This is a genomic window from Isoptericola variabilis 225 (genome assembly GCF_000215105.1).
GTDB lineage: Bacteria > Actinomycetota > Actinomycetes > Actinomycetales > Cellulomonadaceae > Isoptericola > Isoptericola variabilis_A.
The window spans coordinates 2,152,082-2,165,240 of sequence record NC_015588.1 but is presented as its reverse complement, the minus strand read 5'-3'; the positions used below and the strand labels follow the sequence as shown (position 1 = coordinate 2,165,240).

At 74.2% G+C, this 13,159-nt stretch carries 5 protein-coding genes and 1 pseudogene; 5 read left to right on the top strand and 1 reads right to left on the bottom strand.

Going from position 1 to position 13,159, the window contains the following annotated elements:
- The first annotated feature begins 14 nt into the window (after positions 1-14).
- The 5 genes from leuS to ISOVA_RS10065 are packed head-to-tail and all read left to right on the top strand — an operon-like array spanning position 15 to position 11,194.
- Positions 15-3,002: a leucine--tRNA ligase gene (leuS, locus tag ISOVA_RS10085; RefSeq protein ID WP_233275875.1), complete on the top strand. Its 2,988-nt coding sequence runs from the start codon at positions 15-17 to the stop codon at positions 3,000-3,002.
- Between the two features lie 20 nt (positions 3,003-3,022).
- A complete protein-coding gene (locus ISOVA_RS10080; RefSeq protein WP_013839128.1) occupies positions 3,023-4,576 on the top strand; it encodes a DUF3375 domain-containing protein in 1,554 nt (517 codons plus the stop codon).
- Positions 4,573-5,295: a DUF4194 domain-containing protein gene (locus tag ISOVA_RS10075; protein ID WP_013839127.1), complete on the top strand. Its 723-nt coding sequence runs from the start codon at positions 4,573-4,575 to the stop codon at positions 5,293-5,295. The genes ISOVA_RS10080 and ISOVA_RS10075 overlap by 4 nt, the downstream gene beginning before the upstream one ends.
- Before the next feature lie 17 nt (positions 5,296-5,312).
- Positions 5,313-8,672 carry an ATP-binding protein gene (locus tag ISOVA_RS10070; protein ID WP_041295336.1) on the top strand — a complete coding sequence of 1,120 codons (3,360 nt, stop codon included), beginning with the start codon at positions 5,313-5,315 and terminating at the stop codon, positions 8,670-8,672.
- A gap of 44 nt (positions 8,673-8,716) precedes the next feature.
- On the top strand, positions 8,717-11,194 hold the full coding sequence (locus ISOVA_RS10065) for a glycogen/starch/alpha-glucan phosphorylase (RefSeq protein WP_013839125.1): 2,478 nt from the start codon (positions 8,717-8,719) through the stop codon (positions 11,192-11,194).
- A 55-nt stretch (positions 11,195-11,249) separates the two neighbouring features.
- On the opposite strand, the pseudogene ISOVA_RS10060 reads toward ISOVA_RS10065, so the two are convergent.
- Positions 11,250-13,098 (bottom strand): annotated as a pseudogene (locus ISOVA_RS10060) (helicase HerA-like domain-containing protein).
- Positions 13,099-13,159: the final 61 nt, after the last annotated feature.

The following is a 13,159-nucleotide window of genomic DNA, read 5'->3' as shown; positions in this document are numbered from 1 at the left end:
GTAGACTTCCGCGGGTGAGCACGCCAGACGCCCCCACCGACGCCGTGGCCCCCGCGGCCGCCACCGCTCCGAAGGAGCCCCCGTTCCGGTACACCCCGGCGCTCGCCGAGGAGATCGAGAAGCGCTGGCAGGACCGCTGGGAGGAGCGCGGCACGTTCTACGCCGCGAACCCGGTGGGCGGGCTCACCGACGGCGAGGGCCGCACCGCGGAGGGGCTCGGCGCCCCGTTCTTCGTCATGGACATGTTCCCGTACCCCTCGGGCGCGGGCCTGCACGTCGGCCACCCGCTCGGGTACATCGCGACCGACGTCGTCGGCCGCTTCCGCATGATGTGCGGCGACAACGTGCTGCACGCGCTCGGCTACGACGCGTTCGGCCTGCCCGCCGAGCAGTACGCGGTCCAGACGGGCCAGCACCCGCGCGTCACGACGGAGCAGAACATCGCCACCATGCGGCGCCAGCTGCGCCGCATGGGCCTGGGCCACGACCCGCGCCGCACGTTCGCGACCATCGACCCCGAGTACGTCCGCTGGACGCAGTGGATCTTCCTGCAGATCTTCGACTCCTGGTACGACCCGGACTTCGTGCGGCCCGACGGCGGCACGGGCTCCGCGCGGCGGATCTCCGAGCTGCGCGACGAGCTCGCCGCCGGGGTGCGGCCCGTGCCGGGTCACGACGGCGACAACGCCGGCGGCGCCGTCTGGGCCGCGCTGTCCGAGGACGAGCGCCGCGACGTGCTCGACGCGCAGCGCCTCGCCTACGTCGACGAGTCGCCGGTCAACTGGTGCCCGGGCCTCGGCACGGTGCTCGCCAACGAGGAGGTCACGGCCGACGGCCGGTCCGAGCGCGGCAACTTCCCGGTCTTCCAGCGCAGCCTGCGCCAGTGGAAGATGCGCATCACCGCGTACGCCGACCGCCTGACCGACGACCTCGAGCTCATCGACTGGCCCGACAAGGTCAAGGCGATGCAGCGCAACTGGATCGGCCGCTCGACGGGCGCGACCATCCGGTTCGACGTCGTGGGCACCTCGGACGACGACGCCGCGGGCGCGGGCGGGCAGCTCGAGGTCTTCACCACGCGCCCCGACACGCTGTTCGGCGCGACGTTCATGGTCGTGGCGCCCGAGCACCCGCTGCTCGACGAGGTGCCGCACGCGTGGCCCGACGGCACCCGCGGCTCCTGGACCGGCGGGCACCGGACGCCGGCCGAGGCCGTCGCGGCGTACCGCGCGCAGGCCGCCGCCAAGACCGCCGTCGAGCGGCAGGCCGACGCCGGCAAGAAGACCGGCGTGTTCACCGGCCACCTCGCGGTCAACCCGGTCAACGGCGAGACGATCCCCGTCTTCACGGCCGACTACGTGCTCATGGGCTACGGTACGGGCGCGATCATGGCCGTCCCCGGCGGCGACGAGCGCGACTTCGCGTTCGCCGAGGCCTACGACCTGCCCGTCGTCCACACGGTCGAGCCCGAGGGCGGGTTCCCCGAGGGCTTCACCGGCGCGTACGCCGGCGAGGGCCGCACGATCAACTCGTCCAACGACGAGGTGAGCCTCGACGGGCTCGGCGTCGCCGAGGCCAAGGAGCGCATCATCGCCTGGCTCTCCGAGCGCGGCGTCGGCGAGAGCACGACGACGTACCGGCTGCGCGACTGGCTGTTCAGCCGCCAGCGGTACTGGGGCGAGCCGTTCCCCATTGTGTGGGACGAGCAGGACCGCCCGCACGCCATCCCGACGGAGCTGCTGCCGGTCGACCTGCCCGACGTGCCCGACTACGCGCCGCGCACGTTCGACCCCGACGACGCGCAGTCCTCGCCCGAGGCGCCCCTGGGCCGCAACACCGACTGGGTCGAGGTCACGCTCGACCTGGGCGACGGACCCAAGCGGTACCGCCGGGACACCAACACCATGCCGAACTGGGCCGGGTCGTGCTGGTACTACCTGCGCTACCTCGACCCGACGGACTCGACCAACGGGGACCGCGTCGTCGACCCCGAGCTCGAGAAGTACTGGATGGGACCCCGGCACAACCCGACGTCGGGCCCCGCGGGCGGCGTCGACCTGTACGTCGGCGGCGTCGAGCACGCGGTGCTGCACCTGCTCTACGCGCGGTTCTGGCACAAGGTGCTCTACGACCTGGGCTACGTCTCGTCGCTCGAGCCGTTCGGCACGCTGTTCAACCAGGGGTACATCCAGGCGTACGCGTTCACGGACTCCCGCGGCGCGTACGTCCCGGCGGCCGAGGTCACCGAGGAGCCGGGGCCCGACGGCGAGGTCGTCTACCGCTGGAACGGCGAGGTCGTGCAGCGCGAGTACGGCAAGATGGGCAAGTCGCTCAAGAACGTCGTCACGCCCGACGAGATGTACGAGCAGTACGGCGCCGACACGTTCCGCGTCTACGAGATGTCGATGGGCCCGCTCGACCTGTCGCGCCCGTGGGAGACGCGCGCCGTCGTCGGCTCGCAGCGCTTCCTGCAGCGCCTGTGGCGCAACGTCGTCGACGAGGAGACCGGCGAGGTCACCGTGACCGACGACGAGCCGGACGCCGCGACGCTGCGCGCGCTGCACCGCGCGATCGCCGACGTGCGCACCGAGATGGAGCACATGCGGCCCAACACGGCGATCGCCAAGCTCATCACGTACAACAACCACCTCACGGGCCTGGACCGCGTGCCGCGCGCCGCCGTCGAGCCGCTCGTGCTCATGGTCGCGCCCGTCGCGCCGCACATCGCCGAGGAGCTGTGGGAGCGCCTGGGCCACGAGACGTCGCTCGCCCGCGAGCCCTTCCCCGTGGCCGACGAGCGCTACCTCGTCGAGGACACCGTGACCTGCGTGGTGCAGGTCAAGGGCAAGGTGCGCGGGCGCCTCGAGGTCGCGCCGTCGATCTCCGAGGAGGACCTCACGGCCGCGGCGCTCGCCGAGCCGAACGTCGTGCGTGCGATCGGCGGTGCCGAGGTGCGCAAGGTGATCGTGCGCGCGCCCAAGCTCGTCAACATCGTCGTGTGAACGGCCACGAGGTCTGACGCGTGGTCGTCGAGGGGGCACGGGGTCCGGCGCTGCGCCGGGCGCTCGCGGAGGTCGAGCGCGCCTTCGCCGCGCCCACGCTCGGGTTGCTGCACAAGGCCGAGGCGCCGCTCGTCGTCGCCGTGCTCCGGTCGGTCTTCACGCCCGACCGGCGTGCGGTCGCGACCGAGCAGCTGCACGTCGAGGTCGACGACCTGCTCGCCGAGCTCCGTGCCGCGGCCGGGCGCGGCGAGGCACCCGTGCAGGTGCCCGTGCCGGACGAGCCGGCGCGCGTGCTGTGCACCCGGTGGGTGCGCGAGCGCTGGCTCGTGCGCTCGCTCGACGACGACGGCGGCGAGCGCTACCAGGTGAGCAGCTACGCGGCGGAGGCGCTCGACGTCGTCGCGCGCACGCAGGGCACGCGCGCGCTCGTGAGCGAGTCGCGCATCCGCACCCTGCTCGTCGCGCTCGAGGACCTCGCCCGCGACGCCCGGCCCGACCGCGAGGCGCGCATGCGCGAGCTGCGCGCACAGATCGACGAGGCGGAGGCCGAGCTGGCCCGGCTCGAGGCGGGCGGCGACGTCGAGCCCGTCGCGCCGGAGCGCCTCGCCGAGCGGTACGACAACCTGCTGTGGCTCGTGCGCGAGCTGCCGACCGACGTCGCGCGCGTCGCCGAGTCGATCTCGGCGCTCCAGCGCGAGATCGTCGCGCGGCTGCGCCAGGACGAGCGCGCGACCGGCGTCGTCGTCGCCGAGTACCTCGACGCGTCCGAGAACCTGCTCGAGCGGACCGCGGAGGGACGCGCGTTCGCGGGCGCGATGGAGCTCCTCGGCGACGCGCGGATGCTGGACGCGCTCGACGAGCGCGTCCAGGCCGTCCTCTCCCACCCGTTCGCCGCGGATCTCCCGGCCGAGCGCCGCGCCGCGCTGCGGGCGCTGCGCGCCCGGCTCGTGTCGGCCATCGAGGTCGTGCTCGCCGCGCAGGCCCGCGCCTCGCGCACGGTGACCGCGCAGATCCGGCACCACAACCCGCTGCGCGACCGCGAGCTCGACACCGCGCTGCGCGAGGCGACGGCCGCGATGGCCGAGTGGTTCCCGGCGTCGGGCCGGGCCGCGCGCGTCGAGCCGCTGCGCTGGTTCGAGCGGGCCCGCCTCGGCAGGCTGCGGGACTCGCTGCACGACCTGCGCCCCGAGACGCCGCCGGCCGAGCTCGAGGACTGGGCGGCCTCTGACGACGCGGACGGGCCCGCGCTCGACGACCTGCGTGCGATGGGCGGGCCGCAGCACGCGCAGATCCAGGCTCACCTCGCGGCGCTCTCGTCCGGCGCGGACGCCGAGGGACTCACGGTCGGCGAGGCGTTCTCGCGCGCGCCGGTCGAGCTGCGCCGGCCCGTCGAGCTGCTCGGCTACCTCGAGCTCGCGGGCGCCGGCGGCCTGCCCGAGGACGAGGCGACGTCGGGCGACGTCCCCGCGCACGCGCTCGAGCGTGTGCGCGCCGTGCGCGCCGACGGCACCGAGCGCGAGTTCGTGCTGCCGCGCACCCCCCTCAGCACGCACCAGGACCAGGAGGACCGATGACGGACACCGTCGACGCGCCCGTCGAGGCGCCCGAGGGCTTCGTCGAGGCGCGGCCCATGGAGGACGACGACCCGGGACTGTTCGCGGGCGACACCGGCACGCTGCCGTTCGAGGCGCGCCGCGTGCTCGCGCTCGTGCTGCAGCGGCGCTACCTCGCCGCGGCCGACCACCCGGCCGAGTGGAAGGCGCTCCTCGCGCACCAGCAGGTGCTCGAGTCACGCTGCCACGACATGTTCGTCGAGCTCGTGGTCGACCGCGACTACGAGATCGCCTACAAGCGGCAGGTGCGCTCCGAGGGCCTGGCGATCCCCGTGCTCCTCAAGGACGAGCCGTACAAGCGGGTCGAGACGCTCCTCATGCTGTTCGTGCGCAACCGGTTCCGCCAGGAGCGCGGGGCGGGGGAGACGGCGGCGTTCGTCGACGCCGAGGAGATGGTCGACTACGCGCTCGGCTTCCTCGCGCACGACGAGACCAACCTCGCCGCACGGCGCCGGGAGATCGACAACGCGATCGCGACGCTCGCGCGCGAGCACGTGATCGCCGAGGTCGCGACGGGCCGGTACCGGATCCTGCCCGTCGTCGAGGTCCTGCTGCCCGTCGACCGGCTGCGCGAGCTCACCGCCTGGCTGCGCTCCGGCGGCGCCCCGACCGCGCCCGGCGACGAGGCGGTCCCCGAGGCCTCCGCCGAGAGCTCCCCCGAGAGCGAGGACGACGAGTGAGCATCACGGCGCCGCGGATGAGCGAGTCGCTCTTCGGGCTCATCCCCACCGCGTCCGACGGCCGCCAGTGGACCGCGCGCAGCATGCAGCTGGTCAACTGGGGCGGCTACCACGGGCACCACGAGGTCCGGTTCGCGACGACGGCCACGCTGCTGTCTGGCGCGTCCGGCTCGGGCAAGTCGACGCTGCTCGACGCCTACATCGCCCTGATGATGAGCCACACGACGCCGTTCAACGGGGCGTCCAACGGCGCGACCGCGGGCCGGGCGCGCGGCCGCGAGCAGCGCAACGTCCTGTCCTACGCGCGCGGCAAGCTCGACGAGTCGCGCGAGGACGGGCAGACGACGTCGCGCGACCGGGTGCTGCGCGGCGACGGCGTCGACACGTGGTCGGCCATCGCGATGACGTGGGCCGACCAGACGGGCGAGACGCTCACCGCCCTGCGCGCCTGGTACGTGCCGCGCGGCGCGCAGCGCAACGAGGACTGCGTCGTCGTGCGCGCCACGCACGACGGCCCGTTCGACCTGCGCCGCCTCGAGCCGCTCGCGGCCGGGCGCTTCGCGCGGGCCGGCCTCGCGGAGGCGGGGCTGGCGCTGTTCGACACCGACGTCGCGTTCGCCACCCGGCTGCACGCCGCGCTCGGCATCGGCGCCGCGGGCGACGGGCACAAGGCCATGCAGCTGCTCGGGCGCATCCAGGCGGGCCAGCAGATCACCACGGTCGACGCCCTGTACAAGGCGATGGTGCTCGAGGAGCCCGAGACGCTCGAGGTGGCCGACCGCGCCGTCGAGCACTTCGACGAGCTCAGCGCGGTGCGCACCGAGATGCTCACGGCGAGCAGGCAGGTCGAGGTGCTGCGGCCCATGGTCGCGCTGCGCCGGCAGATCGACGAGGCCGCGGCGTCCGCCGCGCTGCTCGACACGCTCGGCGTGCGGGCCGACGACGCCGACCGTGTCGGCGCGGCGCCCACCCCGTTCACGGCGTGGCGCGACGGCCGACGGCTCGCGCTCGTGCGCGCCGAGGAGGAGGCGAACCGCAGCGCGCACCGCGCGGCCGAGGAGCGCCGCGCCGCGGCGGCGAGCCGCATCGCGCAGGCCGAGGCGGAGCTCGAGGAGGTCCGCGAGGACCAGCGCCGCCAGGGCGGCGACGCGGTCGAGGCGGCCGAGCGCGACGTGCGCCGGCGTGCCGAGCGGCTCGAGGAGGTCCGCACCGCGCGCGCCGCGCTCGACGCGCAGCTCGCCGTCGTCGAGCACGACGTCGCGAGCCGCGCCGACTTCGAGCGCCTCCAGCGCGACGCCCGGGCGTTCGTCGAGGCGCGCGCCGAGCAGGCCGCGGCGCTCGAGGAGGAGGTCTGGGCCGCGCGCCAGGCCGTGTCCGACGCCGAGCGCCGGCTCGCGTCGCTCGAGCGCGAGCAGGCGTCGCTCGCGCAGCGGCGCGGCAACGTCGGGGCCGAGGACCACGCCGCGCGGTGCGCGCTCGCCGAGGCGGCGGGCCTCGACGTGGACGAGCTGCCGTTCGTCGGCGAGCTGCTCGAGGTGCGCGGCGAGTACGAGCCGTGGCGCGACGCGATCGGGCTCGCGCTCGGCGGCTTCGCGACGACGCTGCTCGTCGACGCCGACCGGCTCGCCGCGTTCCGGGCCGCGATCGACGGCGTGCCCCTGCGCCGGCGCCTGCGCTTCGAGGGCGTCGAGACGGGGCTGCCGCTCGACGTCGACGCGGACCCGCGCACGCTGCCCGGCCGCCTGGAGGTCAAGGCCGGCCCGTTCGGCGGCTGGCTCGCGCGCCGGCTCGCCGAGCGGTTCGCGTACGTGTGCGTGGACGACCCGGCCGAGCTGCACCGGCACCCCCGGGCGCTGACCCGCACCGGCCAGACGTCCGACGGCGCGCGCGGCGCGCACGGCGGGACGGGGCGCGCCTCGGTGCTCGGCTTCAGCAACGCGCGCCGGCTCGAGCGGCTCGCCGACGACGTCACCGCCGCGCGCGCCGCGCTGCGCGACGCGGGCGCCGCGCTCGAGGGCGCCCGGCTGCGCCAGGCCGCGCACACCGACCGGTTCGTCGCCTACAGCCAGGTGCTCCGGTTCGCGTGGGACGACGTCGACGTCGCGGGCGCCGAGGCCGCGCTCGCCGAGCGCCGCGCGCGCCTCGAGACGCTGCGCGACGGGTCCGACGTGCTGCGCGCGCTCGCCGACGACGAGAAGGGGCTGCGCTCCCGGCTCACCGAGCTCTACCGCGAGCGCGCCGACGCGGAGAACCGGGTGCGCGAGCTCGGCGAGCAGTGGGCGGCGATCACCGAGCTCGTCGACCACGTGACCGACGCCGTCGAGCGGGCCGCGCGCGAGGGCGTCGCCCCGTCGGACGCCCAGCGCGAGCGCCTCGAGGCGGCGCTCGCGGCGGTCGCGCCCGGGCCGGTCGAGGAGCTCGGCCTGGCCGGGCTGACCGCGGCGACCACCGCCGTCGTGCGCGAGCTCGCGCGCGACCGTGAGGCCGCCGCGGAGGCCGAGCGCACCGCCCGGGCGGCGCTGCGCTCGGTGTTCGAGCGGTTCTGCGACGCCTGGCCCAACCCCAACCTCGGCACCGACCCCGACGCGTCCTACGACGACTTCCTGCGCATCTACACCGAGATCGAGGACCAGCGGCTCTACCAGCTCCAGGAGCGGTGGTCGCGCACGATCGGGCGGCTCTCCGGCAACGACCTCACGCTCCTCGGCAACGTCATGAACCGCGCGGTCGCCGAGATCCGCGAGCGCATGGAGCCGGTCAACGCGATCCTCGCGACGCTGCCGTTCCGCGACGACCGGCACCGGCTGCGCATCACCGCGACCGTGACCGAGGCGCAGGACGTGGCGTCGTTCCGCCGGCAGCTGCGCGAGCTCGCGCAGGCACCGCCCGCCGACCAGACGCCCGCCGAGCGGCAGCGCCGCTACGAGCGCATGGCACGCCTCATCGACCGCATCCGGCCCGACTCGCCCGAGCGGCGTCGGCTCGTCGACGTGCGCGACCACGTGCGCATCAGCGCCGAGTGCGTCGACCTCGAGGGCAACCACGTGAGCGTCTACGACCACATCGCCGGCAAGTCCGGCGGCGAGTCCCAGGAGCTCGTCGCGTTCATCGTCGGCGCCGCGCTGCGCTACCAGCTCGGCGACGCGGGAGCCGAGCGGCCGCGGTACGCGCCGGTCTTCCTCGACGAGGCGTTCATCAAGGCCGACGCGCGGTTCGCGGGCCGTGCTGTCGGCGCGTGGCGCGGGCTCGGGTTCCAGCTCGTCGTGGGCGCGCCGCTCGACAAGGTCAGCGCGCTCGAGCCGCACGTCGACGTCGTGATCCAGGCCGTCAAGGACGAGACGGGGCGCTCGCGGCTCGTCACGCTCGTGGGGGAGTGACCGCCGCCGCGACCGCGCCCAGGAGCGCTGTGTAGGGTCGACCCGTGACCGAGTCGACACCGCTCATCGCCACCCCCGAGCACTCCGTGGAGGGGTTCGTGCGCGAGTACCTGCGCGAGCTCAACTTCTCCCAGGGCACCGTGCTCGAGCGGGCCAGCGTCAACGACAAGTACCTCGCGCTCGCGCGCACGGTGCGCCACTACCTCATGGCGCGCTGGATGCGCACGACGGCCGACCAGATCCGCACGCAGCCCAAGGCCGTGGCGTACCTGTCGGCCGAGTTCCTGCTCGGCCGCCAGCTCGACAACGCGCTCATCGCCTCGGACCTCGAGTCGATCGCGCGCGAGGGCCTCGCCTCGCTCGGCGTCGACCTCGACGAGCTGCGCGAGGAGGAGATCGAGCCGGGCCTCGGCAACGGCGGCCTCGGCCGTCTCGCCGCGTGCTTCATCGACTCCCTCGCGACGATGTCGGTCCCGGCGATCGGGTACGGCATCCGGTACGAGTACGGCATCTTCCGCCAGACGTTCGTCGACGGCCGGCAGGTCGAGGAGCCGGACAACTGGCTCGACCGCGGCTCCCCGTGGGAGTTCGCGCACCCCGAGCACGAGGTCACCGTCAGCTTCGGCGGGCACACGGAGAAGTACACCGACCCGAGCGGCCGCGAGCGCACGCGCTGGGTGCCCGGCTGGCAGGTCCTCGGCGTCCCGTACAACTACATGGTCCCGGGCTACCGCAACGGCCGCGTCAACACGCTGCGCCTGTGGAGCGCCCGCGCGACCCACGCGTTCGACCTCAAGATCTTCAACTACGGCGACTACGCCGAGGCGGTGCGCGCCCAGACGTTCGCGGAGAACATCTCCAAGGTCCTGTACCCCGAGGACTCGACGCCGCAGGGCAAGGAGCTGCGCCTGCAGCAGCAGTACTTCTTCGTGGCGTGCTCGCTGCGCGACTTCATCGACCAGCTGCTGCCCGAGGGCTTCGACCTGCACCGGCTGCCCGAGCGGATCGTCTTCCAGCTCAACGACACGCACCCGGTCATCGCGATCCCCGAGCTCATGCGCATCCTCGTCGACGAGCAGGGGTTCGAGTGGGACGAGGCGTGGGACGTGACGCGGCGCTGCTTCGCGTACACGTGCCACACGCTGCTGCCCGAGGCCCTCGAGGTGTGGCCGGTCGAGCTCATGGGCCGGCTGCTGCCGCGCCACCTCGAGATCATCTACCGGATCAACGACGACTTCCTCGACGAGGTGCGCGAGTCCTCGGGCGGCGACGAGCTGCTCGTACGGCGCATGTCGATCATCGCCGAGCACCCCGAGCGGGCCGTGCGCATGGCGTATCTGGCGACCGTCGCGGGCGCCAAGGTCAACGGCGTCGCGGAGCTGCACAGCCAGCTGCTGCGCGACAAGGTGCTCACCGACTTCGCGGACCACTTCCCGGAGAAGTTCACCAACGTCACCAACGGCGTCACGCCGCGGCGCTTCCTGCGCCTGGCCAACCCGGGGCTGTCGGCGCTGATCACCGAGGCGATCGGCGACGGCTGGGTCACCGACCTCGACCGGCTGCGCGAGCTCGAGCCGCTCGCCGACGACGCCGAGTTCCGGCGCCGGTTCCGCGAGGTGAAGGCCGCGAACAAGGACCGGCTCGTGCGCCTGCTCGCGACGCGCGACGGCATCGACGTCGACCCGGGCACCATGCTCGACGTCATGGTCAAGCGCCTGCACGAGTACAAGCGCCAGCTGCTCAAGCTGCTGCACGTCGTGACGCTGTACGACCGGATCACCTCCGGCGAGCTCGCGGTCGAGGACGTCACACCCCGCACCGTCGTGTTCGGGGCCAAGGCCGCGCCCGGCTACCGGATGGCCAAGGAGATCATCGCGCTCATCAACCACGTGGGCGCCGTCGTCAACGCGCACCCCGAGGTCTCACGCGTGCTGCGCGTGGCGTTCCCCGCGAACTACAACGTCACGGTCGCCGAGACGCTCGTGCCGGCCGCCGACCTGTCCGAGCAGATCTCGCTCGCCGGCAAGGAGGCGTCGGGCACCGGCAACATGAAGTTCGCCCTCAACGGCGCGCTGACGATCGGGACCGACGACGGCGCGAACGTCGAGATCCGCCAGCTCGTCGGCGACGAGCACTTCTTCCTCTTCGGCCTGACCGAGCCGGAGGCGAGCGCGATGCAGGAGGCGGGCTACCGCCCGTCGTCGTACTACGAGGAGAACGCGTCGCTGCGCCGCGCGATCGACCTGATCGCGAAGGGCACGTTCTCGGGCGGCGACCCGGCCACGTTCGCGCCCGTCGTGTCGAACCTGCTCGACGAGGACCGCTTCATGGTGCTCGCGGACTACCAGTCGTACCTCGACGCCCAGGAGCGCGTCGAGGCCGCGTACGCCGACCCCGACGCGTGGAGCCGGTCGGCCGTGCTCAACGTCGCGCGGACGGGCTTCTTCTCGTCCGACCGGTCGATGCGCGACTACCTCGACCGCATCTGGCACGCCGAGCCGCTCCCGGCGAACGGCGAGTGAGCTGTCAGAACCCTGGTGGGCCCTGTCCCACCAGGGTTCTGACACCCCGAGAGGTTCAGCGGCGGCGGCGCGTGCCGAAGATCGAGCGCGTGATCTCGCGGGCGAGCGTCGTGCCCACCGTCGACAGGACCTTCTCGAGCGGGTCGCCCGAGCGGCCGCGCGACGTGCGCGACCGCCCCCGCGACGTCGTGCGTGGCGCGGTCGCGCTACGCCCGCGCCTCGGCCTCGCGGCGCGCCTCGGCGGCCTCCTCGGCCTCACGCGCCGCGGCCTCGCGCTCGCTGCGCGCGCGCAGCAGCTCGAACGCGGACTCGCGGTCGACCGCCGCCCCGTAGGCGGCCTGGCCCGGCGACGCCGCGACGGTCGCCTCGAGGACCGACGACGGCGCGGGGTCCATCGAGGCCTGCGGCGCTCGCACGCGCGTCCACGCCACGGGGGTGGGCGCGCCCTTCTCGCTCAGCAGCGTGACCACCGCCTCGCCGGTGCCGAGCGACTGCAGGAGCCGCTCGAGGTCGTACGGCGAGTGCGGGAAGGTGCGGGCCGCGGCCCGCAGCGCCTTGGCGTCGTCGGGCGTGAACGCGCGCAGCGCGTGCTGGACGCGGTTGCCCAGCTGCGCGAGCACGTCCGCCGGCACGTCCTTGGGCGACTGCGTCACGAAGAAGACGCCGACGCCCTTGCTGCGGATGAGCCGCACCGTCTGGACGACCTGCTGCAGGAAGTCCTCGGACGCGTCCGCGAAGAGCAGGTGCGCCTCGTCGAAGAAGAACACCAGCCGCGGCTTCTCGGGGTCGCCCACCTCGGGCAGCTCCTGGAAGAGGTCCGCGAGCAGCCACATGAGGAAGGTCGAGAACAGCGCCGGGCGGTCCTGGACGGCGGGCAGCTCGAGCGCCGAGATCACGCCGCGACCGTCGGGCGTGGTGCGCAGCAGGTCCGCCGTCTCGAACGCCGGCTCGCCGAAGAAGACGTCGCCCCCCTGCGACTGGAGCGCGACGATCTCGCGCAGGATCACGCCGGCCGTGGCCGAGGAGATGCCGCCGATGCCCTTGAGCGCGGCCTTGCCCGCGTCCGACGTGAGGTAGGCGATGGTGGCCTGCAGGTCCTTGAGGTCGAGCAGCGCCAGCCCCTGCTCGTCGGCCCAGTGGAAGATCAGGCCGAGGCTCGACTCCTGCGTCGCGTTGAGGCCCAGCACCTTGCTGAGCAGCAGCGGCCCGAAGTCGGTCACCGTCGTCCGGATCGGCACGCCCGTGCCCAGGCCGCCGAGCGAGTAGAACTCGACCGGGTACGCCGTCGGCTGCCAGTCCTGGCCGATGCTCGCCGCACGCGCCGCGATCTTCTCGTTCGCCGCGCCCGCCACGGCCAGGCCCGACAGGTCACCCTTGATGTCGGCGACGAAGACGGGCACCCCCTGGGCGGACAGGCCCTCGGCCATGCCCTGGAGCGTCTTGGTCTTGCCCGTGCCCGTCGCGCCCGCGACGAGGCCGTGGCGGTTGAGCATCGACAGCGGGAACCCCACCTGCGCCGTGGCGACCGGCGTCGGCTCGCCGCCCGGCTCGCCCTCGAGCAGCGCGCCGAGCGCGAGCGTCGGGCCGGCGTGCGCGTACGCGGCGCGCACCTGCTCGGCGTAGCCCGAAAGCCCGGCGCCGTTGGCGTCCGACGGTGCCTCCGACGGCGTCTCCGAGCGTGCCGCGGCGGCCTCGCCGGGGGTCTGCTCGGGCGCCGCGTCGGGCGAGGGCGCGGCCACCGGCGCCGGCTCACCCGGAGGGACCTGGCCGCGGGCGGCGGCCTCGGCGGCCTCGAGGGCGGCCTGGGCGGCGGCGGCCTTGGCCTCGGCGGCCTCGGCGGCGGCCTGGGCGGCGGCGGCCCGCAGGGCGGCGAGCTCGGCGTCGTCGGGGGTCTGCTGCGACATGGCCCGCACGGTAGCGCGAGCCGACCGCGGGTGCGCGGCGAGCGGCACGGCGGTCGGTGAC

What these genes read in the sequence shown, in the direction of transcription:
- ISOVA_RS10075 (WP_013839127.1), top strand. Translation starts at nt 4,573, where the DNA reads ATGACGGACACCGTCGACGCGCCCGTCGAGGCGCCCGAGGGCTTCGTC.
- ISOVA_RS10070 (WP_041295336.1), top strand. Translation starts at nt 5,313, where the DNA reads ATGAGCGAGTCGCTCTTCGGGCTCATCCCCACCGCGTCCGACGGCCGC.